Raw genomic sequence first — 24,134 nt, 5'->3', positions numbered from 1 at the left:
ACGACCGGACGTACCCCGCTCGGCCGACACTCGATGTCGGCCGAGCGGGGTCTCCTGTGCTGACGCGGGCTCTGGTCAGTGGACCTTGGCCGCGACGATCGACGCGTCCGGACCGAAGACGTTGGTCGAGATGTACAGGCGACCGTTCTCCCACTCGATCCCGGCCGGCTGCGTGAACGCCCCGAGCGGGGTCACCGTCCCGTTGCGGCTGATCGTCGAGACCTGGTTGCCGAAGAGCTCCGCGACGAACACGGTGCCGTTGGGCGAGACGGCCACACCGGTCGCCCCGGCCAGGCCGGTCGCCAGGAGCCGGACCGCACCGGTGCGCGGGTTGACCTTGTAGACGGAGCCGAGGTTGCCCAGGCTCCCGTCCTCCGGGCCGCCGGGCAGCGAGGAGACGTACAGCCAGCCGTCGGGACCGAGCTCGACGTCGGTCGGGACCGGTTCGAGGTTGACCGTGGCACCGACGACGCAGTCGGGCAGCCCGAACGCCCCGGCCAGCTCCGCAGTCGCGGTGAACGACGACGGCGGCAGGACCGCGACCGTGCGGACCGTGCCGCGCCGATCGACGGACAGGACGTCGTTGCCACCCGCATCGGCGACGTACGTGATCCCGGGCAGCATGAGCGACCCGTACCCGTGCGAGTCGACCCCACCAGGCGCAGGTGCGACGAACGGCGGCACCACGCAGTCGGGCGCGAGCCCCTGGAACCCGTAGGAGTTGACCGCGTCCGGGTTGTTCGCCTGCTCGAAGGCCAGCAGGTCGGCGACCTGGGTGACCGTCCCGTTCGGCGAGCGACGCATCAGCAGCGAGGACGAGACCGACTCTTCGTCACCGGCGCGGGTCGCGAACGTGGCGTAGCCGAACAGGGACGACACGGCGTCGAGACCCGTTCCGGGCGGCTCCTCGACCAGGGTCCTCGGCGCCTGCCCAGGCTTGATGGACAACAGGAGGCTCGGGACGTCTGGCGCTGGCGATGACTGCCCGACGACCAGCCTGCCCCACGGGTCGACGTCGAACGTCAGCGGACTGATGAGGTGCTCGGCGACCGTGGTCGTCGACTTCAGGACCGGTGGCTTGCCGTGGCCGTGGCCGTGGCCGGCGTGCCAGTGCTTCGACATGGTGCCGATGCCGTGGCGACCCCAGTCGCCCTGTCCGTGCGCGGAGGCGGGGATCGATCCGGCGACGAGCAACCCTGCTGTCGCCGCGACGATCCCCAGAGTACGCAGACGCATCTCCAGAACCTTTCGCTCAGTCGGTTGGCACCCTTGGGCGCCTCAGCCCGACAAGCCCGACAAACTGGACATCTGACTATGCCGCCGCTGTGCGATTCCTGTACAGGGTCGTCGGCGTGCTGAGATCCCTTCACCGCGAGATCGAGTGGGGCGACAGCCGACGGCGCCTCGTCCTCCAGGCGCCGGACGCTGCCCGGGGTGCGTGGTTGGAGCGCGAGACCTCTTCGTCACCCGCACGAGTGGCATAACGTGCGATTCCGGGTGAAACGAAACATCTTGGACACATTCGACGGGTGGGTCCTGCGAAGGTTCGGTCGGCGAAGCAATGATCTCGAACCTGTATCTGGTCGCCTGGGTTCGAAGGAGCCAGTGGCGAACCCGGCGCTGTGCATGTGATCCCCGATGCACTCGACTCGATGCTGGGAGCAGCCCCATGAGCACGATCCCTCGCCGTACCCTCGCCGTCCTCGGCGCCACTGTCCTCATCGTCACCGGCGCTGGTGCAGCGCAGGCCTCGGTGGCATCGTCCGGCACCGGCTTCGTCGGAAAGGGCGACGTGCAGTCGGCCCTCGGCTGGAACAACGCCAAGCTCCAGGACAACGCGGAGAAGCTGACGTTCACCACCAAGCAGGCGGCGGCACAGGGTTACGCCCAGGCCCTGTCCCAGGCAGCGGAGCAGGCTGGCACGCAGACGGCCAGCCAGACCGGCTCGCAGACCGGCACGCAGTCCGCCAGCCTGACGACGACCGAGCTGTTGTCCTGCAGGAAGACCAACGGTGCCGTCGCGCAGCAGTCCCGCACCGGCGTCAAGTCCGGCGTCCGCTCGGACACCCGGGAGGCGACGGTCACCGACACCCGCGAGGCCAGCCGTGACGCCTTCCACACCGGGAGCCGGACCGGCTCTCGGGCGGGGACGCTCGTCGGGTTCCTCAACAGCAACGTCGCGTACGAGGCCCGCAAGTCCAACCAGTTCACGGGCTTCAACCTCACTGGCTTCCAGCCGGGCAGCCCGTCGTTCAGCGCGTCCGGACCGGTGCAGTGGGGTGCGGACGCCTTCGGGGACTGGTCCTTCGGTGACTGGGTCCCCGCTGGTGACTACGCCTTCCCGGAGTACGTCTTCGGTGAGTACGAGTTCGAGGCATGGTCCCTGTCGGACGCCGTCTGGGGCAACTGGGACACCGACAACACCAACCAGGAGCCGGACGTCTGCCTGAACAGCAGCGGCAACGTGAACGCCAACGTCGACCCCGCGTCACTGGTCCACATCTTCACCGACGGCCCGCTCGTCGAGTCGGCGGTGCAGTCTGGCGCGGTACGAAGCGGCGCGATCGTCGAGGGTGAGGTCGTCCCGGGCCTCATCTCCGAAGCCCCGATCCAGTCGGGCCCGGCCGTTCCGGGAGCCGTCGGTGCCACCGGTCCTGCGCAGCTCTTCGTGAACGGTGTGCTGTTGCCGAGCATCGCCTGATCCACGACGACGAGGGACGCACCCGCACGGGTGCGTCCCTCGTTGCGTGCCCTGCTGACGTCGCGCCTTGACTGTGCTCGTGAGACGGCGGCCGCACCGCCTGGACGATCAGCCGGCCATCTGCTCGTAGGTGCCGATGAGGCCGACGAACTCCGATCGCAAGCCGTAGGGATCTTTGCCGAGCGCGGCTTGGGCGCGTTCCCGTGCCCGGGCCGGGTCGGCACCCTCGGCGTCCTGCGAGCCGGTCACCGCCAGTCCGAACTCCACGACGGCGGACGCGAACCTGAAGTCTGTCGAGGGACGGTCGGTGTAGTCGCCGGCTCCGGCGGGGAAGACGACCTCGGTGCTGGCCGTGGCGCCCGGGTGCTTGTAGCGCACGTGCACGGTCAGGAAGTCGCTGGAGCCCCCGGCTTCGACGTCCTGATAGTCCAGGTCGTCCTTCGTCGAGTCGCCTCGAGCCGGAACCAGCTCGTAGAACGCGGTGACCGAGTGCCCGGCGCCGACGTCGCCGGCGTCCTTGGCGTCGTCGGCGAACTCCTCGTCCTCGAGGCGGCGGTTGTCGTAGCCCAGCAGCCGGTACTCGGCAACGGTCGCGGGGTTGAACTCGACCTGGACCTTGAGGTCCTGGGCGACGACGAACATCGTCGACTCGAACTCGTCCACCAGGACCTTGCGCGCCTCGTCGATCGTGTCGATGTAGGCGTAGTTGCCGTTGCCGTGGTCGGCGATGGCTTCCATCGTGTTGTCCTTGAGGTTTCCCATCCCGAAGCCGAGCACCGAGATGTAGACCCCCGACCGGGCGTGGTCCTCGATCAGCTCGGTGAGCTGCTCGGGGGTGGACGGTCCGACGTTGAAGTCACCATCGGTCGCCAGGACGACCCGGTTGTTCCCACCCTCGACGAAGTTCCTCGCCGCCAGCTCGTACGCGGTCTGGAGCCCCTGCGCACCGCCGGTCGAGCCTCCGGCCTGCAGCCCCCTCAAGATCCTCACCAGCTCGCCGTGGTGGTCACCCGACACGGAGTCGGCGAGCACCTCGTCGCTGCCGGCGTAGGTCACGATCGAGACGGTGTCGTCCTCGTCGAGCTGGTCGACCAACAACGCGAACGAGTCGGCGAGCAGGGGCAGCTTGTCGGGTGCGTTCATCGAGCCGGACACATCGAGCAGGAAGACGATGTTGTTGCCGCGGCTCGTCGACTTCTCCGCCGTGGCCTGCACACCGATCATCGCCAGCTGGTGGTCCGGCGCCCAGGGCGCGTCCGAGATCTGCGTCGTGACGGTGAACGGGTCTGCCGCACTCGGCTCCGGGCTCGGGTAGTCGTAGTCGAAGTAGTTGACCAGCTCCTCGATCCGGACCCCGTCCGGCGCCATGCCGGAGCGCAGCTGGCGACGCAGGTTGCTGTACGACGCGGTGTCGACGTCCGAGGCGAACGTCGACAACGGGCTCGTCGTCACGTCCTGGAAGGACTGCTCCGGCGAGTCGTCGTACTCCTCCTGATCGTCCACCGGGGCCTGCCGCCAGTCCTGAGGGGCGACGGCTCCGTCGTGGGCACTGTCCGGCCCGAAGGAGTCGTCGCCGCCCTCCGCACTGCAGGCGCCGAGCGCGCCGACGACAGCAACCGCAGCAAATGCAGCGACCACACGGGTCGTCGCCTTTGTCCGAATCGTCGCGCGGGGACGCCCCGTCGAGGCACCCAGGGCGCCCTTGAATGGCGAGACGCGCATCATTTCCTCCATTGTTCGAGGATTGAAGCGTGGCGGTTGGCACGGCCCGGGACCAGCACGAGACGGTCACGCAGACATCCCGTTCGGATAACGAGCATCGCGCTTGGCAACAATGAGGTCTCGAAACGTGCAGAACTCCGATGACCAGTGAGTTCGTCGTCTGCTCGGCCCGGCGCCTGCGACGATCAGCGCACCCCGGAGCCGATCGACGAATATCTCGGGCTCGTCGCACTCCGTACGCCGGGGGCAAACACTCCACGTGCGAGTGAACATTCCCCAACGGCCCACGGGCATCCCGCGTTGCTGCTACAAATCGGTCTGCATCATTCTGAAGAAGAGTGTCACTGGTGACACACTGGTCGGAGTTTCAAGTCAGGCCTTCCGCGACTGATGGGAGTGACCATGCCAGTCGAGCGGGGCGCGCCGAAAGCGGCAGCTCTCCTGATGCTGGCTGCGGTCGCCGGCAACGTGGCGTTGGTCGTGTTGAGCGTCGTGCTGCCGGTTGTCACCGTGCCGAACGGTCAGGTGGGCTGGCAGCCGCGCGAGACTCTCGTCGAGCACTACGGCTGGCGTGGCATCCTTCCGGCCGTCGGGCTGCTCGTGGCCACCCTCGTCGTGGCGCTGCTGCTGTGGTCGCACAGTTGGGCCGCGATCATCGCAGCGCGCGTGCTGGCTTCGCTCGTCCTGGTGGCAACACTCGTCTCGGTCGTCGCCTTCCACCGTGTCGGCTTCCTGACGGTGCCGGTTGGCGGGCTGCTGCTGGCCGCTGCACTGACCGCTGAGCCGGCTGCGCGCACACCAGCCTCCGCGGTCATCTGAACCGCCCCACGGCAACACAGTGGCCTGACGAGACAGCGCAGGTGCGCTGTCGTTCATCGATCTGGCGCCGCCGACGATGAACCCGACGGGATGCTGCCTCGTGGTCCGAAGGGAGGGCTGTGCGCCGACGCCGGCCCCGGACAGTCCAGGAGGCCTCACCCATGTCTGCCAGATCGACCTTCATCGGAGCTTCACTCTCGGCGGCGGTCCTCGTGCTGGCCGTCGCAGGCCCGGCGGCCGCGCACGACGACCACCACCACGACCACGACGGGCACCACTCCACGTTCCAGCAGGTGAAGCTCGTCGCCGATCTTCCTGGTGTCGCGGCGACCACCGACCCCGATCTCGTGAACCCCTGGGGACTGTCTCGCGGGCCCAACACCCCGGTGTGGGTGTCCGACAACGGGACCGACGTGACGACGGTCTACCGGACCGACGTCGCGGGTAGCCCCGTGACGAAGGCGCTCAGCGTCGCGATCCCCGGCGGCGCGCCGACCGGGCAGGTGTTCAACGACACGACCTCGTTCGTCGTGCCCGGGACCGGCAACCCGGCGCGGTTCATCTTCGTCGGCGAGGACGGCGACCTGTCCGCATGGAACGGCGGAGCGTCCGCCATCGCCGTCGGGCACGTCGACGGCGCGATCTACAAGGGCCTCGCACTGGTCCACGCGTCGTCCGGGCCGCTCCTGCTCGCCGCCAACTTCCACGACAACCGGATCGACGTGTTCGACGGGTCGTTCACGGGTGTTCCGACGGCGCCCTGGATGTTCCACGACCGGTACCTGCCCAAGGGCTACGCGCCGTTCAACGTCGCCGAGATCAACGGCAAGGTCTTCGTGACGTACGCGAAGCAGGATGCGGCCGGTGAGGACGACGTCGCCGGCCGGGGCCACGGGTTCGTCGACGTGTACTCCGACGCCGGCCGGTTCGTGCAGCGCTTCGCCACGCGCGGTGCGCTCGACTCACCGTGGGGGCTGGCGGTCGCACCCGCGTCGTTCGGCAGCTTTGCCGGCGACCTGCTGATCGGCAACTTCGGAGACGGTCGCATCCACGCCTTCGACCTGTGGAGCGGGCACCCGCGGGGCACGCTGAGGGCCAGCGACGGGCGCCCCCTGGCGATCGAGGGCCTGTGGGGACTGATGGTCGGTGATGCCGTGGCCGGCGGCGCCGACTCCGTGTGGTTCAGTGCCGGACCGGGCGACGAGGAGCACGGTCTGCTCGGCCTGGTGAAGGCCGCCCCGCCGCATCACCACGGATGGTGACGCTGGCTCGACGGCCCTGCAGCGGCTGATTCGTGGAGCGTCCGTCGTGCGCGACGCGCGGCGGACGCTTCACGGCGGGGCGCGACGAGCAATGCGTCGACCTTCCCCAGACCGGCACCCGCCGAGCTGCCTCAGGTGAGCCCTCACCTCGTCGCAAAGGGGATCACTTTCGTCTCCTGTTGCGAACGGCGTCGATGGTCAAGCCGACGACGGCCGCCACAACGACAACGGCGATCACGCCCCACATGCCGCCCGTCTCACCGATGGTGACCACCGTGGCTACCTCCTGCGAGGTCAACGCTCCTGCCGCGACGCCATCGTCACTCCGTCCCCCGCCACGAGGTCAGAACTCGCGTTTCGCGATCCCGAAGGTCAGCGGATGTTGTCGCTCGCACCCGTGGCGCGCACGGCGCCCCGGCGACGGGTGGAGGTGAGGGGATCGGCGACGTCCTCGAGGGACTTGCGCTCCACGTCGACCCCGATGAACCACGCCACCAGGCCGCCCGTCAGCATGAAGGCGGCTCCGGCAGCCGGTCCAGCCGCGTCGGGATCATTCCGCGCACCGCCTGCGGCGGCGCTGTGGGTGCACTCATCTCGGTCCCTCGCTCTCGCGCGTCGGGCCGGTCCGCGGGAGGTCGCCGAAGGGAGCTGCAGCCATGCCGGGATCCTCTCCGTCGAGGCGTCGAACGGGACCGGCTGCTGCAGTCATGTGTGGGAAAAACGGTGTCATCCGGTCCGCGCGAGCGCATCCCGAGCCGAGGAGGCGTGCGCCCGTCAGCTGGACGGGCGCACGTCCTCCAGGTCAGCCGCCAGGCAGGAACACCGAGCGGATGTTCTCGTCGGCCTTCTCCTTGAACATCGTGTAGCCCTGGGGCCCCTCGCTGAGCGGCATCGTGTGGGTGGCCAGGTGCTCCGTCACCAGCTCGCCGCGCTCCATGCGCTCGAGCAGCATCGGGATGTAGCGGTGGCCGTGCTGCTGGGCGCTGCGCAGGGTGAGGCCCTTGTTCATCACGGCCCCCAGCGGGAACTTGTCGACGAGACCCGCGAACACCCCGAGCACGAACACCGTGCCGCCCTTGCGGCAGTTGTAGATCGCCTGACGCACGGCGGTCGGCCGGTCCGTCTGCATCCGCAGCTGCTGCTTGACCTGGTCGTACCCGAAGGCCACCGACGGGCTGTGTGCCTCCATGCCGACCGCCTCGATGCACACGTCCGGACCACGCCCGCCCGTCCGTTCACGCAGCTCCTCGACGATCGTCGTCTGCTCGTAGTTGAGCGTCTCGCAGCCGATGTGCTGTGCGGTGGAGCGCAGGCGGTAGTCGAACCGGTCGATGACGACGACCTCGTCCGCGCCGAGGAGCATCGCCGCGCGCGCCGCCATCTGTCCGACGGCCCCGGCACCCCAGACGGCCACGACGTCCCCTGGCCGGACGTTGCCCAGGTCGGCGCCCATCCAGCCGGTCGGGGCGGAGTCGGACGCGAACAGCGCGCGCTCGTCGCTGACCCCGTCGGGCACCCGGAATGCGCCGATGTCCGCGTACGGCACGCGGATGTAGTCCGCGTGGCTGCCGCCGAAGCCACCCATCGCGTGCGAGTACCCATAGCACCCGCCAGGGTTGGCGCCCCACAGCGACTCCGTGATCCCGGGGTTGGTGTTGCCGTTGTCGCAGCAGGAGTACAGCTCGTTGCGGCAGTACCAGCACCGTCCGCAGGAGACGAACGAGCACACCACGACGCGGTCGCCCACGGAGTGCCGGCGCACGTCGGGACCGACCTCCACCACCTCGCCGACGAACTCGTGGCCCAGCACGTCGCCCTTCTGCATGAACGGGATGTAGCCGCCCAGCAGGTGCAGGTCGGAACCGCAGGTCACCGTCCGGCGGACACGGACGATGATGTCCTCCGGGTTCTGGATCTGCGGGTCGGGCACCTCCTCGACGGACGTCTCGTTGACTCCGGTCCAGAGCAGCGCCTTCACAGCAACCCCTCCCCCTTGGCCAGCTTGATCGCCTTGCGCAGGGGTGCGTTGAGCGGCGTCTCCTCCGTGGTGACGTTGCGGTCCGGCCGCAGCACCCAGCCGACCTCGAGCACCTGCTTGGCGTCCCGGAGCGCGACGCGCAGCTCCCGCACCGGGTCGGCCCGCTCGGACAGGTCCGAGCCGTCGCGCCAGCGGGCGAACAGCTCGGTCCCCTTGTCTCCCGGTGCCGCCTGCGTCCGCACCTCGACCGCCTCCCCGAGGTCGGCCAGCGGTCCGGGCGTGCCGCCGGGGAAGTCGTCCAGCGGCCGGGCCACGGTGACCACCCGCCACCGCGTCAGGTCCTGGTCCGCCTCGTTCGTGCCGCGGTCCGCAAGCTTGCGCACCGCGGCGGCTGCGGCTCCCGCGGCCGCCACCCCGACCGCCGTAGCGGTCGTCGTCTTGCTCGAGCCCATGTTCGTCTCCCGAGGGATTCACCGGCGTTCGCCCGCCGAGCGGGCCGCCGCGGCCGGTGCCGCGCACGCAGTCCCGGCCTCCAACGTGGAGCAGCGCCGTCTTGACTGCGTCGGCCGCGCGGTTCGCCTCGGATGTCACCGGCCAGCGGTGGTCGTCCGGCGTGATCCCGTGCGGAGCTGCGCCGACCGCGGTTTGGCCGCGCAGGTCCGTCAGGCTATGGCCGAGATGCGCGGTCCGCATCCCGCGCGGCGTGGCGGCCAGCCACCATGGCGTCGACCGCTCACCGGGAGGCAGCCATGCGTCCGCAGAGACCGCCGCCTTGCGGGCGATCAGGACCCGTCGCGTCCCAGGTACGAGCGGTCGGTGCTGAACGTGTCCTCGGTGAGCCCGAGGTCGCCGACGACGTCCGCCTCGGTGTCGTCCAGCTCCGCGGCCAGGTCGTCGGCGAGGACGTCCTGGTCGTCGCTCGGGTCCTCGTCGTCGAGGGTGTCGTCCCCAGGGTCCGCGAGCTCCAGCTGGTCGAGGACCAGGTCCTCGTCGTCGACCACGTGGAGGGCGGCCTCTTCTGCGCTGACCGTCCCGGCGGTGGTGCCGGTCTCGATCGCGAACACGTCGGTTCCGTCGGCGACGACGGCGTCGTCGTCCTCGACCAGCTGGCCCGCACCGTCGGGAGCGAGGTTCGGGTCGGCAGGGGCGACGTCGTCCCAGACCTCGGGCTCCTCTTCGTCGAGGCGCTGGGTCAGCGTCTCGCCGTGCGCCTGCTCCCAGGCGGTCTCGCCGAAGTGGTTCGGCCGCGGGTGGTCGGGTGGCGAGTAGCCCTCGTCGAGGATCGTGTCGTCGGTCGGCTCGGCCATCGTGTCTTCGCCCGGAAGCTGGTTCGAGTCGCCTTCCGAGCCGAGAGCCGGGTCGGTGCTGGTGGCCGGGGTCTCTTCTGTCATATCTCCACGATGACATCGCGCTCCGAGCCGTGCGCGGCGACCGCTGACGACTCGCTACCAGGACGCAACCCGTTCTGCTTGCGAAGCGCAATGGCTCACGCATCAGGCACTCACGCGATCGGGGCACCACCACGGGCCTGTCGTCAGTACCGTCACGGCATGAGGGGACGCACCATGCAGGCCGTCGAGCTGACCGACGGTGAACCCACGCACGTGTCGCAGGACGACGCCCCTGACGCGAGCACGAGCGCCACCAGGTCGACGAAGAAGCGGCGATGGGCGCTCGCCGGCGGCGTCGCGCTGCTCGTCGCGACGCTCGCGGCAACCCAGGGCATCATCAGCTGGCGCCAGAACGCAGCCATCGCCCAGCTCGCCGCTGTCGACGGGGTCGTACCCGAGCTCGACGGGCACCTCGACGCCGGCAAGAGCTACTCCGCGAGGGAGACCAGCGCCCTGTTCGGGTCGCCGGTCGGTGGTCAGCTGGTCCGCGGCCACGACGGGTCACTGACCTACCAGTGGGGTCCCGCCGACCACCCGGCCTGGAGCAGGCAGGTGCTCGGCCCCGTTCCCGCACTGGCCGGAGCGTTGTCCGTCGACAGCCCGAGCCTGTGCGCGCCCGACGTGACACCGGACGCCGACGCAGACAAGGCCACGCGGGTCGTCTGCCTGATCACCGACGGTGGCACGGCCGTCCTCGACGAGCAGGGCCAGAACAAGGACGTGCCGGCGACCGCGACGTTCATCGACGTCCTCGACACCGCTACCGGCGCTCCGCTGGCCACATGGCCCGCACCTGCGACGACGACGTTCACGCCGATGGACGGGCAGGTGATCGTCGGGAGCACGCAGGGCGCCACCGACACCTTCACCAGCCGCGACATGCTGACCGGCGCAGCATCCTGGACCCATGAGGTCGCTCTGACCGCCGACCAGACCACCGAACCGCTGCGCGGCAGCGTGAGCGTCTCCCGCTTCAAGGACACGCTCATCCTTCGAACATCGGCCGGCCGGCTCCAGCTGCTGTCCCCGGACGGTGACGTCGTCCGCGACGACATCGGCACGGACTCGGACGCCCCCTGGGGCTGGCAGCCAGGCCCGACCGGCCGGCTCATCCTGGAGACCTGGGACGACGCAGGGACGCCCTCCGCGATGCTTCTCGCTCCAGACGCGAACCCGAAAGCCGACCGGACCCTGGCCGGCGGGCTTGCCCAGCCCGCCGTGGACGACGGCAGCGTCCCGGGGCTTCTCCTCACCGCAGACACCGCACTGCACGCGTGGGACGCCGACACCGGCGCCGCTCGCTGGTCCTCGAAGAGCCTCTTCGACCTCGCGGAAGGCGGCACTCGGCCGTCCATCCTCGTCATCCACGGCCGGGTGTACGTCCTGACCTCGACCGGTGTGGTCGCGCTGGACGGGCACAGCGGCGAGACCCTGTGGCGCGTCAAGCCCGACAAGGGGCAGGTCGCGACGACCCTCCTGACGGACGCTCACCACCTGTTCGTCGGGTACGAACGCGCCGACCAGGCCGGCGCAGCGCAGCTCGTCGCCTACCCCTTCGACGAAGGTGCACCCTCGTGGCACATGACCTACCCGGAGGGGATCGACCACGTCGTGTCCTGGGACGGCCGGCTCATCGGCTACGACCAGGACTTCACGACGTTCACGCTCCTGAGCTGACCGCCCTCGACCGCCGCTGAAGGCCGTCGCATGGTCACCGCGACCGCAAGGCCGACTACCATCGGCGGGCGGGAGCAGGCGGAACGCACCGGTGCTATCCGGAGAGTTCCACGGATGAAAGCCCTGATCCCCCGGGCCTCTAGCTCAATTGGCAGAGCAGCGGACTTTTAATCCGCGGGTTGTGGGTTCGATCCCCACGGGGCCCACCATCTGCGACCTGCACCTTCGCAGGCGATCGCCCTAGGGCTGACGGCCCGCACGACGGTCGGCGGCGCGCGCCGTCTGGGGGTCGTCCGGGAGGGCGCTCCACATGCTGCTGGGCCGCCCTGGCTACCGACGACGCAGCCCGGCAACTACGGGGGCGGGCTCGGACTCGATCCAGACCGCGGAGGCCCAGACGGCGGCGAGCTCGATCGTCAGCTCGACGAGCTGACCGTTCAGGATGATGAGCTGGTGTTCCGTGCCCTGCGAGGCCTTGAGCCGCATCGCCAGCTGGGTCACTCCGCTGGCGTCCTTCTGAGGCCCGAGCTCGTACGTGACTCCGTTGATGTGCATGAAGCCGTTCACAGGACGCCCCAGCCGGCCATACGAGACCACCTCCGCAGTGGTGTCGTCGACCCGGTTGCCGACGACCACCCCGACAGCGTGTCAGCGGTCCCCGGGACGCAACACCCGAACGGCGGCCGGGGCACGACGAACGTGGTCCTCGACGGCTGCGTGGTCGTCGGACCGGCGTTGTCTCCGGTCCGACGACCAGCGTGCGTTGGCGTCAGCCGCGTCCCCACGCACCGCGGAACGGGCCGCTGTCGCGACCGCCGAAGCCGCCGAACCCATTGCCGGCGTGACGAGCGCCCTTGCCCAGGTGGTGACCGTGACCCACACGCTCACCCGGGTCCTTCGTTGCGCCCCTCCTCCAGTCCGTGCCCCAGACCTTGCCCGGGGTCGCGGCCGGGTCGCCGCCGTGTGACCTGCCGTGGTCGGGGTTGCCGAGCTTGTCCCGGTCGGCGCACGGGTCCGTGGGCGACGGGGTCGGTGTGGGCACGCCGGTCGACGTCGGGGTGGGCCAGGGCGTCGGACTCGGCTTGGGGGTCTTCGACGGCTTCGGCGTCGGCGTTCCCTGCGGATCAGGCGTGGGCGTCGCCGTCGGACTCGGCTTGGGGGTCTTCGACGGCTTCGGCGTCGGGGTCGCCGTGGGCGTCGGGGTCGCGGTCGCCGTCGGCGTCGGCGTCGCGGACGCGGTCGGGATCACCAGCGGGGGCTTGGTCCCACCGGCGGGCTCATGGGCCAGCGCGGGTGCCGCGCCGACCAGACCGACGGTCAGGACGATGCCCGTGACCTTGACGGGGATGCTCGCTGCGCCGATCTTCGTCAGCACGGCTGCGAGGGTGGTTGCGCTCACGTTTGCCTCCAGGATCGTCGCGGTCCCGGGACCACCCCGTCGGGGCGCGGGCCGCTGCACATGCCCGAGCCATCGCACGTCCACCGCCCAGGGGTACGGGTCGCCGCCCGATCGGTCGACCGCTCAGGGGTACGGGTGACGCCGATCGGTCAACCGCCCAGGGGTACGGGTGGACGCCGATCGGTCGACCGCTCAGGGTCGCGGCGACCAGTCGCCGTCGGTGCCGCCACGCCCGCTCCCACGGGGCGCGTCCCAGCCGGTCGAGCGGGGGCCCGCGTCGACCGTCGACCTCCGGCCGTCCGTGGGCGGAGCCTGGGACCCGCGGCCGCCGTACGCGGGCGCCTCGCGACCGCCGTCCGTGGGCGGGACCCGCCGACCGCCGTTCGTACCGGGGTCCGCGCCACCGTCGGACCCCGGCCTCGGGCCTGGATGCGGCGACGCGGTCGACGAGCCGCCTCCCCCGCCGGCGACCCCGTGACCGCTCCGGCCGTCCGAGGGCGACCATCGGTCGACCGACCTGTCGGCAGTCGGCACGTCGCCACTGCCGGCGACGACATCAGGGCTGGAGCCGGCATCCACCGAGCCGGTGCGGTCCGGGGACGCATACCCGTCTCCACCGCCCGAGAAGTCGCGCGTCACGCCGTCCCAGCCGACGCCGTCCCAACCAGCGCCATCCCATCCAGCGCCATCCCACCCAGCACCGTCCCAGCCAGCACCGTCCCAGCCAGCACCGTCCCAGCCAGCGCCATCCCAGCCAGCACCGTCCCAGCCAGCGCCATCCCAGCCAGCACGGTCCCAGCCAGCGCCGTCGCCGAACCGGTCACCCCAGGTCCGCACGACCCCGTCGCGCGCCCCGGCTCGCTCGGCGCCGTCGCGCTCGGGAGCGAGCGCGGTCACCACCCGGTCCACGCCGTCGTACGGCCGGTCCGGGCCGCCGCACCCGGTGCAGTCGCCCGTGTGAGAGGCCGGCGCGGGCGGTTCGACCTGGGTCACGGCGTGCCAGCCGTCGACGACCACCCCGACGATGGCTTTCGCCGGTTGCTGGACCGCGGCGGGAACGCCGTGCACGGTCGCTGCACCGACGATCCCCACGGCCGCGGCGGCGGTGACGAACGCGGCCTTGAGACCGACGCTCGCCCCGACGACGGCCACGGCGCGTCGGACACCGGTGCGCCGACGGTTCGGCGGGACCGCGGCGGGAGGACTCGCGGCGAACAGGGCGCGGAGCCGATCGTCGGGCGCGGGGGGCTCGACGGCGGCCTGGGCGCGCAGGGCCGTGACGAAGGAGGTCAGCTCCGGCTCGCCCGGGACCACCTCCCCCGCCAGGAGTGGCTCGTCAGGGATGCGCCGCACGTCCTCGTCATCGTCGGGGAGGTTCACCGGGGCACCCCCTGACGAGAGATCACCCGGCGCAGCGCGGCCAGGCCGCGGCGCTGGAGGGCCTTGACCGCGCCGACGGGCTTGCCCAGCACGTCGGCGGTCTGCTCGAGGGTGAGGTCGGCGACGACGCGGAGCGTCAGGACGTCCCGCTGGTCGACGGTCAGCCGGCCGAGCAGGGCGACGACCGCCTCGGTCGACAGGGTGGCGAGCGCGTCGTCCTCGGCGCTTCCCCGTGCGACGGGCTCGACGTCGGCGACCGGTTCGGCCAGCGGGCTGTGGGCTCGTCGGCGCCAGTCGTCGACGGCTCGCCGGTGCGCGATGGTGAACACCCAGGACCGGAAGTGGCTCTGGTCGCCGTCGAACCGCGGCAGGCCGGTGAACACGGCGAGGAACACCTCGTTGGTCAGGCCTTCGACGTCCTCGACTCCGCGCGTGCGCAGGTACGCGGCGACGGGACGGACCAGGTCGCGGTACAGGCTCTCGAACGCCTCGCCGTGCCCGTCGCGGGCGGCGGCAAGGAGCTCGTCGAACCGGTCGAGCATCTGGTCAGGGCGCGCCGAGGGACTGGTCCATGCGCAACCCCCGTCCGCGTCGTCGTCGGATCGTGCCAGCGATCACCGTAACCGTGGCACCAGGGGCCGGCCACCGCTGTACCGGGCGGCGGCCACCGCCGCGACGGGGAATGATGGGCCGGTGCCCGGCGACTCGCACCTGCGTGGGCGGCTCCTCGTCGCCACCCCGAGCCTGCGCGAGCCGACCTTCCACCGGACGGTGATCCTCCTGCTCGACCACGGGGTCGACGGCGCGGTGGGCGTGGTGCTCAACCGCCCCTCGTCGGTGGACGTCGACGTGGTCCTGCCCGCCTGGCACGCACAGGTGAGCGATCCGCCGCTGATCTTCCACGGCGGACCCGTCGGGCTGGACGGCGCGATGGGGGTGGCGACGATCCCGCGCGGGCGAGACCTGCCGACGGGGGTGGACCGCATCACGGACGACTTCGCCCTGGTCGACCTGGACGCCGAACCGACTGCGGTCGTGCCGCACGTGCGCGGCGTCCGGGTGTTCGCGGGCTATGCCGGCTGGGGCGGGGGCCAGCTGGAGGCCGAGATCGGGGAGCGGTCCTGGTTCGTCCTCGACGCGCTCCCCGACGACGTCCTCACGTCGACGCCCCTGCACCTGTGGCGACGCGTCCTGAGACGCCAGGGCGGTGACCTGGCGATCGTCTCCACCTACGCGGAGGACGCCAGCCTGAACTAGCCAGCCGGTGGGGACCGGTCAGAGCGACGCTGCTGTCGTCGTCCGCCTGCGGCGTGCCTGGCGCAGGGCGAGGTACGCGGCTCCGAGCGCCAGGGCGACGCCGGTGGCAGCGACCGGTGCGCTCACAGTCCGGCCGTCGGCGTTCGGGCCGGCGCTGCCCAGGAGGACGTCACCTGGCGCGATCCGGCCGGAGTCGAGGGCTGCCTGGTACTCCTCGTCGTACGCGGCGAGTCGCGCTGCCATCTGCCGGCCCTTGACGTCCCGGAACCGCTCGACCGGCAGTGCGCTGACGCCGACGATGTCTCGGGCCGCCGCGTTGAGCGGTCGAACCTGCTGGAGGTCGTGGGACACCTCGTAGAGGTCACCCTCTGGTCCGCCTGCTGCGAGGATCTCGCTGGGGCTGACCTGCTCGATGTCCTTGATCTCGTCGACCGACCATCCGAGCTGCACGAACTCTCCGGTCTCGTCCACGACGACGACGTTCGTGGCGACGCCGTCCACGTACTGCACGGCTGCGTACTCCACGACCGAGACGTCGTCCGGGGACAGGGCCGTGGCGCTCGAGGCGTGGACCAGGTCGAGGAACACGTACCTGACCGGGTCGCCGAACGTCGTTCCCTTGCCGGACTTCGCCGTGCCGTCGAGGTTGGCGACGTGCTCGGCGGCCGTGCCGCCGTGCACGCTGTCCAGGACGGCCTGCGGGACCGGGGGGACCTCCGCCCAGTCCTGCGAGGCATCGGCCTGGGCCGGTGTGCCGACACCCGCGACGAGCAGGCCGGCTCCGAACGAGACCGCAGCAACGGTCAGTCGCCGCTTCATGTGTCCTGCAGGGTGGGGGTGGTCGCGCATCGGGGTCGTCTCCTCCGGTCCGGGAGGGACAGCCCCTCGACCCCCATGTGTGCCCAGGACGCCGGTCCTTGCAGGGGCCGGTCGCGATCGGTGCGCTGTGCACCCGAGGGACGCACGGACGGGCGGCGGCCCGGTGGCGTGACCGGACCGCCGCCCGGACGCTCAGTACCCGCGGGAGCTGTCGGCGGCCACAGGGGCACCGCGCAACGCGGAGACGTACTCGTCCGTCGTCATCGGCTTGGAGAACATCGGGTAGTCGTAGGTGATCGCGTTGTCGTGCTCGGCCTGGGAGGTCGCACCGACGGCGTCGGTGAGGGTGATGACCTCGAAGCCCTTCTCGTACGCGGACCGCATGGTCGACTCGACGCAGCAGTTGGTGAGGAAGCCCGCCAGCACCACGGTCGTGATGCCCTTGGACCGCAGGATGAAGTCGAGGTTCGTCGACCCGAAGGCGTCCAGGCCACGCTTCCCCTCGACGACGATGTCTCCCTCGCCGGGCGCGACGTCAGGGACGAAGTCGGCGCCCCACGACCCCTTCACGAACGCGTTGGAGTCCACGACGCCCTTGAGGATCCCGTACGGGTGCGCGGTGATCTCGCCGTAGCCCGCCGCGAAGGTGATCGGGCTGTGGATCACGGTGGCGCCGGCGGCACGCGTGGCCTCGAGCGCGGTCGCAGCGTGCGCGAGCATGTCGGTGCTCTTCATCACGGCCTCGACCGCGCCGTGCAGGACACCGCCCTCGCTGGTGAAGTCGTTCTGGAACTCGATCAGGACAAGGGCGGTCGTCTCGGGGTTCATCTCTGCTCCTTTGCTGGATGGTGCGGACGGGGTGGTGCAGATCCAGGGCGGGCCAACGCCTGCTCGGCCAGCAGCTCGACGACGTGCCGGTAGGTGGCGCCCGTGGCGCGCGTCATGCCGAGCTCGCAGGTGCGGTTGCAGCTAGCGTGCGCCTGCGCGTCGAGGCGGACAACCTCGGCGGCCTCGCGACGGGTCGCCGCGGCGGTGAGCTCCGGGTGGAGCATCCCGCGGTCGCCGGCGAACGCGCAGCACCCCCAGTCCAGGGGGACCGTGACGGTGTCGGCGACGGCTTCGGCGACGGTCAGCAGAGCCGGGTCCAGGCCGAGCTGGGTCGACGAGCACGTCGGGTGCACCGCCACCGAGGACAGCCGCTGGTACGGCCCGAGCACGGGCAGGACACGTTCCGCGACGAAGGCGACCACGTCGACGACCTGGAGCTCGTCGCCCAGCAGGTGCCGGAAGCCCTCGGTGCACGACGAGGCGTCGCACACGATCGGGCGCCGACCGCCGTCGGTGGCCTCGCGCACGACCGGGAGCACGAGAGCCCGCATCGCCTCGTGGCCGGCCACGAGCCCCTTGGACGACCAGGGCGTCCCGCAGCAGAGGGAGTCGATCCCGTCGGGAACCAGCAAGGAGAGCCCGGCCGCAGCGCACAGGTCCTCGAACGCGACCTGGACCCCGGGGCCCTCCGCCGGGCCGAACATGACGTTGACGCACGCGGGCAGGTACACCGCGTCGGGCGTCGACCGGGGCACGGGCCGACGTCGGGGAGCGCCGCCCCGGGGCAGGTCGGGGGTCCACTGCGGCACGGTGTCGGCGCCCAGCGCGACGCGACCGGCGGCGGTGACCGCAGGGGCGAACGGCACGGCGCCGGCGAGCGTGAGCGCGGAGGCTGCCAGGGACGTCGTGGCACCCCAGTGCTTGGCGGCCGCGGTCCAGACGGCCTTCGTCGCGACGGGCAGGTTCTCCTTGCGGAGCGTCTTGACCAGCAGGCCCGTGTTGATGCCGACCGGGCACGCGGTGCCGCACATCCCGTCGACCGCGCAGGTGTCCACGCCTGGATACTCGTACGCCAGCTCGAGGCGCTCGGCCGACGCTGCGTCCCCGGCCACCTCGAGACTGCGGATCTCGCGCCGGAGCACGATGCGCTGACGCGGCGTGAGCGTCAGGTCGCGCGACGGGCACACGGGCTCGCAGTAGCCGCACTCGACGCAGCGGTCGACCTCCGCCTCGACCTGCGGGGCCAGCTTGATGTGCCGCAGGTGGGCGTCCGAGTCGTCGGAGAGCAGGACGCCGGGGTTGAGCAGTCCGGACGGGTCGAAGAGCCGCTTCACCGCACGCATCACGTCGTACAGCTCGTCGCCGTACTGCCGGGCGACGAACGGCGCCATGACCCGGCCGGTGCCGTGCTCGGCCTTGAGCGACCCGCCGTTGTCGAGCACGAGGGACACCAGGTCCTCGGTGAACCCCGAGTACCGGGCCAGCTGCTCGCTCGTCTCGAACCGGTCGGTGAGCATGAAGTGGAGGTTGCCGTCCTTGGCGTGCCCGAAGATCACCGCGTCCTCGTAGGCGTACCGGTCGAACAACGTCGTCAGCGAGTCGCAGGTGTCGGCCAGCCGTTCGACGGGCACGACCACATCCTCGAGCAGGGCGGTCGTGCCGCTGCGGCGCGCGCCCGCCACCGACGCGTAGAGGCCCTTGCGCAGCTTCCACAGGTCGCGACGAACCGCCGGGTCGGTGCTCAGCTCGGCCTGGCCGACTGCACGTCGCGCGGAGCCGACCAGGTGCGACAGCTCGTCGGCCGTCGTCGCCTGGTACTCGACGAGCAGCGCGGCCTGCCCGCGAACGGTGAGCGCCGCGACGGCCGGCGGGCAGTCCGCCAGACCTTGCCCGGCGCGCAATGAGGTCGCGTCCATGAGCTCGAGCGTCGCGGCACCGGTGGCCACCAGCGCAGGCAGAGACCGGTTGGCGGACGCCAGGTCGTCGAAGACCAGCAGCGCGGTGGCGGCGTGCGGACGGACCGGGACCGTACGGAAGGTCGCGGAGGCGACGAAAGCCAGCGTCCCCTCGCTGCCGACGACGAGGCGCGCGAGCATCTGCGGCGCCGTCTCGAAGTCGACCAGGGCGTTGATCCCGTAACCCATGGTGTTCTTCATCGCGAACTGCCGCGCGATCGTCGCGACCGACGACGGGTTGTCCAGCACGCGCCGACGGAGCTCGTGCAGCCCCGCGTACAGGACGGGCTCGAGGGTCCGCAGCCGCTCGTCCGCGTCAGCGGCGCCGGTGTCGACCACCGTGCCCGACGGCAGGACCACGACCAGCGACTCCAGGGTGCGATAGCTGTTCTCCACCGTGCCGCAGGCCATGCCCGAGGAGTTGTTGGCGACGACCCCGCCGATCGTGGCGGCGACCTCGCTGGCCGGGTCGGGACCGAGCTTGCGGCCGTGCCGGGCAAGCGAGGCGTTCACGCGTCGGACCGTGACGCCGGGCTGCACCCGGACGCGGGCACCCTCGGAGAGCACCTCGATCCGCTGGAAGTGACGGCGCACGTCGGCGAGCACACCGTCGCCGCCGGCCTGGCCCGACAGGCTCGTCCCGCCCGAGCGGAATGTGAGCGGCACTCCCGCCGCCGCGGTCTCGCGGAGCAGGCGGCCGACCTCGTCGGCGTCCCGTGGCGAGACGAGCGCCTGCGGGACCAGCCGCACGTGCGACGCGTCGTGCGCCGCTGCCCGGAGGCTGAGCTCGTCGGTGCGCACCTGCGCGCGGTCGCTCACGCACCCCGCCAGCACGGCGGCGAGCGCGTCCGGCGTCGATGCCGTCATGAGGCTCCTGGGGTGGTCTGAAGGGACGATTGTCGGACAAGTAGACTCACCTGACAAGAGCTACGCTCGTCCACGACGCGACGAAGGGAGCGGCGATGGCGCGAGGGATCGTGGTGACCAGCCTGGTCGACGCCGTGGTCGAGGACCTGCGCACCCTCGTCGTGACCGGCACCCTGGCCCCCGGCACCCCGCTCACCGAGCTCGACGTGGCCACCCGGTACGACGTGGCCCGGGCCAGCGCCCGCGCGGCCATCGAGCGACTCACCGCGGAGAAGGTCCTGGTCCGGAACAACCACAAGACGGCCCGGGTCGTGGAGCTCGGCCCCGACGACGTGCGGGACATCTACCGGACGCGCACGTACCTCGAGTCCGAGGTCCTGCGTCGGCTCGCCGACGAACGCCGCGTGCCCGAGTCGGCCCGCCAGGCCAACGCCGAGATCGCCGCGCTCTGGGCGCGAGGTTCCTACGCCGTCGTCGAGCCCGACATGCGGTTCCACACGAGCCTCATCGACGCGCTCGGCAGCACCCGGACGAGCGCGATGTACCACTCGCTCGCGTTCGAGGTGAAGCTCTGCATGGCCCAGCTGCAGGGTCGGCAGCGGCTGAGCCCGGAGATCATCGTCGCCGAGCACGCACGGCTGCTGGACCTGATCGCGGCCGGCGACGCCGACGGTGCCGCCCGCATGCTCGACGAGCACCTGGCCCGCGCGCGCGAGCTGCTCGCGGAGTCGCTCGGCGGCGAGGCAGGGCCGCAGGCGATCGTCCCCTCGTCGGCGATACCCGTCTAGCCCGAGCCCGCACGCCCGAGCGGCGCGATGCTCGACGGCACCGCGCCGCTCGGGTGGAGGGTCCGACTAGTGGTGCCGGCCCGGCTTCCAGACGTGGCCGTGGTCGACCTCCACGTACTCGACGAGGTGCCGGAACTGGGCCGTGTACGGCCCGACCTTGATGCCGTGCACGCCCTGGTCGGCAGCGAGCTCGGCGAACGGCGCCGACTGGCTGACGACGTTCAGGATGTGGATCGCACTGCGCTGCAGGTCACCGAGACGCATCGGGTACACCGTGGGGTAGCTCCCCCGGAGCGTGACCGTGTACGCGACCACGGGTGACGTGGCGTCGGCCGGGTCGGCGTGCACCACGTCCGTGACGGTGATGCCCGCCTTCTGAGCCGGGGTCAGCGCGGTGTTCGCCGGCGCGAGCAGCGCGTTGACCGCGTCGTACGCCGCCTGGACCGTGCCGTACGGCGCGACCGGGGTGAACACGCCGCCGTCGGACACCCCGGACAGCGGCACCTGGGACAGGTCCGTGGTCGAGTCGACCCGCGTCGCGACGGTCTGGTCGCCGGTCGCGGACAGACCGAACCCGCCGAGCTGCCACTGCCACGACGTGAACGTGAACGTCCCGAAGTGCAGGAGGTTCTTCGTGTACGCCGGCATCCCGTTGAGGTCGACCGTCGGGGTCACCTTCTTGATCGTGTTGATGATCTCGCCCGGGTTGTTCCCGGGCTCGATCAGGTCGTTGCCCGCGTACTGCGTACCGAGCGGCGTGGCCTGGTTGACCGAGGTCCAGTCCGTCATAACCAGGCCCTTGAACCCCCACTCGCCCCGCAGGACGTTGGTCACCAGGTCGTACGACGCGGCCGTGTAGTGGTCGTTGACCTGGTTGTACGAGGTCATGACCGCCATCGGCTGCGCGCTCTTGACCGCGATCTCGAAGCCCTTGAGGTACAGCTCGCGCAGCGCCCGCTCCCCGATCACGGAGTCGGTCGCGTTGCGTTGCGTCTCCTGGTTGTTCGCGACGAAGTGCTTGATCGTCACCCCGACACCCGGCACGCTCTGCACGCCCTTGGTCTCCGAGGCAGCGGTGAGCCCGGTGACCAGCGGGTCCTCCGAGAAGTACTCGAAGTTGCGGCCGTTGAGCGGGTCGCGGTGCAGGTTCATGCCCGGAGCGAGCCACAGCGTCACGCCGTACGTGGCCATCTCCGCACCGATGGCGGCGCCCACCCTCTGCTGGAGGTCCGGGTTCCACGTCTGCGCGAGCATCGTGCCGATCGGCCAGGCCGTCGCCCACTGGTACTCGGTCGGCGTCTGCGTCGTGATCTGCTGGGTCAGGCGCAGTCCAGCCGGCCCGTCGGACAGCGTCATGCCCGGGATGCCGAGGTTCTCGTACTTCGGTGTCGTGTAGCCGGCGGCACCGACGGCCGTCAGGGTCGACCCCGCCGCCGAGGAGCCCTCGACGATGTCCGCGAGCTGGCTGACGTTGAGCCCGGCGACGAGCTGCTCGAGGGACGCCCTGCCGCGCTTGACGTCGTAGAGCGTGGTCGCCGGGTTGGTCCGGACGTACTTGACCGTCTCACCCGGACGCGGCTGGTACGCGGTGCCGGTGCCCTCCCAGTTCGTCTGCGACCTGTCCAGGTACGCGGTCGTGCTCGAGATCGTGGTCCCGTCGAACGGTGCGTACGGCGAGCCCGGGGGCACCGTCACGTTCTGCTGGTACTCCGAGCGCTCGTCGTCGACGCGGAACCGCCGCGGGTCGAGACCGATCCGCTGCGCGTGCGCGATCTCACGCGCCTGCGTCGGGTAGGAGTAGAACGTCGCCGGGTCGCCTGTGAGCTCCTGGGCGGGCGCGACGTCGTCCTGCTCGTGCCGCACGAGCGTGGTGGTGACCGTCCGCGGCAGCGAGAGCCTGGCCGCGACCTTCGTGCTGCGCGACGAGTCGCCGACCCGGACGAGGTAGTCCCCCGCGTCCAGCACGTACGCGGACCGAGCCTTGTCGAACGACGACATCTCGCTGGTACGGAACGTGATGGTCACCCTCTGCGACGCACCGGGCGCCAGGGTGTCCGTCTTCGCCGAGCCTGCGAGCTCCTGGTAGGGCGTGTCGAGCCCGGTGGTCGGAGCCGAGAAGTAGACCTGGACGACCTCCTTGCCGCTCGCCTTGCGGCCCGTGTTGGTCACCCTGGCCTTCACCGTGACGTGCTCGGCGTCGGCGCGCACCTTCTCGGTCTCGATGCGGAACGTCGTGTACGAGCCGCCGTACCCGAACGGGTAGGTGACGACGCCGGCCGGGTGGGCCGGGTCGATCGACCTGTAGAAGGAGTCGAAGTACCGGTAACCGACGTAGATGCCCTCGGAGTACTGCTCACGCAACGGGTTGCCGTCCGCGTTGGCGAACGTCGCCGACGCCGGGTAGTAGGAGTACTGCGACGCCCACGTGTCGGTGAGCTTGCCGGACGGTGTCACTGTGCCCTTGAGCACGTCGACCAGCGCGTTGCCGGCCTCCTGGCCCGGCTGGCTCATGAGCAGCAGCGAGTCGAGCGGGGCCTTGCCGGTCGGGTCGGCCGTAGACCCGTTGATCTGCGCGTAGAACGAGGTGTCGACGACGCCGCCGACGTTCAGGACCACCACCACGTGCTTGTACGTCTGGCCGATGAGCTGGATGTCCGCGCGCTCGACGTCACGCAGCAGGAAGTCGCCCTGCCCCGACGAGCGGTCGGTGCCCTCGCCCGAGTTGCGCGCGACGACGAAGATCGCGGTGTCGGTGGGCGCGGTCGGCTGAACGCTCGCCGGCGTGAGGGGCTGCTCGACGGAGGAGTAGTCGATCGGCGGCCCGAAGGGGTTGCCGCCGCCGTTCGCGTACTTCGCGTCGTACGCCGCCGTCATGGCGTCCCAGTAGGCACTGCTCGTCGTCACCGCGTACCCGGCACCCTCGAGGCCCTGGCGCACCGTGATGGTGTACCGGTTGTTGACGTCTCCCGAGCCGGTGCCGCCCTTGACGGTCTTGTACGCGCCGACCCCGAACACGGCGACGTTGCCGGTGCGAGCCATGGGCAGCGCGCCGCCCTTGTTGTCCAGCAGGACCATGCCCTCGCCGGCCGCCTCCCGGGAGAGGGCGGCATGGTCGAGCTCTTGCTGCGACGGGTTCGGGTCGGTCGTCGCCGCGTGCGCGACGCCCGCTCCGACCAGGCTCAACGCCGCGGCGGTGACCACGACAGTGGCCCGCCGGGCGACGTGGTGATGCAGGTGCATGGTCGTCCTCCTTGACAACGATGGGCGCGAGAGAACGAGGCACCGACTGCT

Annotated in this window: 20 protein-coding genes, 1 tRNA gene and 1 riboswitch; of the genes, 7 read left to right on the top strand and 14 right to left on the bottom strand. The window is 70.9% G+C overall.

What is annotated here, in order from left to right; translation table 11 throughout:
• Positions 1-75: 75 nt before the first annotated feature.
• Positions 76-1,236, bottom strand: a complete 1,161-nt coding sequence (locus I847_RS25800) for a ScyD/ScyE family protein (protein WP_051274961.1) — start codon at positions 1,234-1,236, stop codon at positions 76-78.
• Between the two features lie 309 nt (positions 1,237-1,545).
• A riboswitch (cyclic di-GMP riboswitch) is annotated at positions 1,546-1,629 on the top strand.
• Positions 1,630-1,669: 40 nt separating this feature from the next.
• Between I847_RS25800 and I847_RS0115325 the strand changes: the two genes are divergently transcribed.
• On the top strand, positions 1,670-2,701 hold the full coding sequence (locus I847_RS0115325) for a hypothetical protein (RefSeq protein ID WP_028050393.1): 1,032 nt from the start codon (positions 1,670-1,672) through the stop codon (positions 2,699-2,701).
• Positions 2,702-2,809: 108 nt separating this feature from the next.
• Here I847_RS0115325 and I847_RS24050 read toward each other — a convergent pair whose 3' ends face one another.
• On the bottom strand, positions 2,810-4,423 hold the full coding sequence (locus tag I847_RS24050) for a VWA domain-containing protein (protein WP_081681017.1): 1,614 nt from the start codon (positions 4,421-4,423) through the stop codon (positions 2,810-2,812).
• A 402-nt stretch (positions 4,424-4,825) separates the two neighbouring features.
• Between I847_RS24050 and I847_RS0115315 the strand changes: the two genes are divergently transcribed.
• Positions 4,826-5,242: a hypothetical protein gene (locus I847_RS0115315; RefSeq protein ID WP_155856172.1), complete on the top strand. Its 417-nt coding sequence runs from the start codon at positions 4,826-4,828 to the stop codon at positions 5,240-5,242.
• A gap of 161 nt (positions 5,243-5,403) precedes the next feature.
• Positions 5,404-6,504: a TIGR03118 family protein gene (locus I847_RS0115310; protein WP_028050391.1), complete on the top strand. Its 1,101-nt coding sequence runs from the start codon at positions 5,404-5,406 to the stop codon at positions 6,502-6,504.
• Positions 6,505-6,876: 372 nt separating this feature from the next.
• On the opposite strand, the gene I847_RS26820 is transcribed toward I847_RS0115310, so the two are convergent.
• The 4 genes from I847_RS26820 to I847_RS24040 form a co-directional block, all read right to left on the bottom strand.
• Positions 6,877-7,017 (bottom strand): hypothetical protein, encoded by a 141-nt coding sequence (locus I847_RS26820; RefSeq protein ID WP_155856171.1) that lies wholly within the window; start codon positions 7,015-7,017, stop codon positions 6,877-6,879.
• A gap of 289 nt (positions 7,018-7,306) precedes the next feature.
• Positions 7,307-8,482 (bottom strand): zinc-dependent alcohol dehydrogenase, encoded by a 1,176-nt coding sequence (locus I847_RS0115295; protein WP_028050390.1) that lies wholly within the window; start codon positions 8,480-8,482, stop codon positions 7,307-7,309.
• Positions 8,479-8,934, bottom strand: a complete 456-nt coding sequence (locus tag I847_RS24045) for a hypothetical protein (RefSeq protein ID WP_051274959.1) — start codon at positions 8,932-8,934, stop codon at positions 8,479-8,481. The genes I847_RS0115295 and I847_RS24045 overlap by 4 nt, the downstream gene beginning before the upstream one ends.
• A gap of 330 nt (positions 8,935-9,264) precedes the next feature.
• On the bottom strand, positions 9,265-9,873 hold the full coding sequence (locus tag I847_RS24040; RefSeq protein ID WP_196804586.1) for a DUF5709 domain-containing protein: 609 nt from the start codon (positions 9,871-9,873) through the stop codon (positions 9,265-9,267).
• A 159-nt stretch (positions 9,874-10,032) separates the two neighbouring features.
• Between I847_RS24040 and I847_RS0115280 the strand changes: the two genes are divergently transcribed.
• Together I847_RS0115280 and I847_RS0115275 are read left to right on the top strand one after the other, a co-directional pair.
• Positions 10,033-11,550: a PQQ-binding-like beta-propeller repeat protein gene (locus I847_RS0115280; protein WP_196804585.1), complete on the top strand. Its 1,518-nt coding sequence runs from the start codon at positions 10,033-10,035 to the stop codon at positions 11,548-11,550.
• Positions 11,551-11,683: 133 nt separating this feature from the next.
• A tRNA-Lys gene (locus I847_RS0115275) sits at positions 11,684-11,759 on the top strand.
• A 121-nt stretch (positions 11,760-11,880) separates the two neighbouring features.
• On the opposite strand, the gene I847_RS0115270 is transcribed toward I847_RS0115275, so the two are convergent.
• From I847_RS0115270 to I847_RS0115255, 4 genes are all read right to left on the bottom strand, one after another.
• The gene (locus I847_RS0115270; protein WP_028050388.1) at positions 11,881-12,186 is read right to left on the bottom strand and encodes a hypothetical protein; all 306 of its coding nucleotides are present in this window, start codon (positions 12,184-12,186) and stop codon (positions 11,881-11,883) included.
• Between the two features lie 133 nt (positions 12,187-12,319).
• A complete protein-coding gene (locus I847_RS26815; protein WP_155856169.1) occupies positions 12,320-12,949 on the bottom strand; it encodes a hypothetical protein in 630 nt (209 codons plus the stop codon).
• A gap of 192 nt (positions 12,950-13,141) precedes the next feature.
• Positions 13,142-14,329 (bottom strand): hypothetical protein, encoded by a 1,188-nt coding sequence (locus I847_RS26810; protein ID WP_051274958.1) that lies wholly within the window; start codon positions 14,327-14,329, stop codon positions 13,142-13,144.
• A complete protein-coding gene (locus I847_RS0115255) occupies positions 14,326-14,871 on the bottom strand; it encodes an RNA polymerase sigma factor (RefSeq protein WP_028050386.1) in 546 nt (181 codons plus the stop codon). The genes I847_RS26810 and I847_RS0115255 overlap by 4 nt, the downstream gene beginning before the upstream one ends.
• A gap of 151 nt (positions 14,872-15,022) precedes the next feature.
• Here I847_RS0115255 and I847_RS0115250 point away from each other — a divergent pair, with 151 nt between their 5' ends.
• The gene (locus tag I847_RS0115250) at positions 15,023-15,586 is read left to right on the top strand and encodes a YqgE/AlgH family protein (RefSeq protein ID WP_028050385.1); all 564 of its coding nucleotides are present in this window, start codon (positions 15,023-15,025) and stop codon (positions 15,584-15,586) included.
• An 18-nt stretch (positions 15,587-15,604) separates the two neighbouring features.
• On the opposite strand, the gene I847_RS0115245 is transcribed toward I847_RS0115250, so the two are convergent.
• The 3 genes from I847_RS0115245 to I847_RS24025 form a co-directional block, all read right to left on the bottom strand.
• Positions 15,605-16,405, bottom strand: a complete 801-nt coding sequence (locus I847_RS0115245; RefSeq protein ID WP_028050384.1) for a hypothetical protein — start codon at positions 16,403-16,405, stop codon at positions 15,605-15,607.
• Between the two features lie 192 nt (positions 16,406-16,597).
• Positions 16,598-17,233: a cysteine hydrolase gene (locus I847_RS24030; protein WP_034610543.1), complete on the bottom strand. Its 636-nt coding sequence runs from the start codon at positions 17,231-17,233 to the stop codon at positions 16,598-16,600.
• Positions 17,230-20,055 (bottom strand): FAD-binding and (Fe-S)-binding domain-containing protein, encoded by a 2,826-nt coding sequence (locus I847_RS24025; protein ID WP_051274957.1) that lies wholly within the window; start codon positions 20,053-20,055, stop codon positions 17,230-17,232. The genes I847_RS24030 and I847_RS24025 overlap by 4 nt, the downstream gene beginning before the upstream one ends.
• Before the next feature lie 95 nt (positions 20,056-20,150).
• Here I847_RS24025 and I847_RS0115230 point away from each other — a divergent pair, with 95 nt between their 5' ends.
• Positions 20,151-20,843 carry a GntR family transcriptional regulator gene (locus tag I847_RS0115230; protein ID WP_028050383.1) on the top strand — a complete coding sequence of 231 codons (693 nt, stop codon included), beginning with the start codon at positions 20,151-20,153 and terminating at the stop codon, positions 20,841-20,843.
• A 66-nt stretch (positions 20,844-20,909) separates the two neighbouring features.
• On the opposite strand, the gene I847_RS24020 is transcribed toward I847_RS0115230, so the two are convergent.
• Positions 20,910-24,083 (bottom strand): glycoside hydrolase family 3 protein, encoded by a 3,174-nt coding sequence (locus I847_RS24020; RefSeq protein WP_051274956.1) that lies wholly within the window; start codon positions 24,081-24,083, stop codon positions 20,910-20,912.
• Positions 24,084-24,134: the final 51 nt, after the last annotated feature.

The sequence above is a fragment of the Cellulomonas sp. URHD0024 genome (assembly GCF_000426185.1).
Classification (GTDB): domain Bacteria; phylum Actinomycetota; class Actinomycetes; order Actinomycetales; family Cellulomonadaceae; genus Cellulomonas.
The sequence above is the reverse complement of the archived record's forward strand: the minus strand, read 5'-3'. Positions and strand labels throughout refer to the sequence as shown.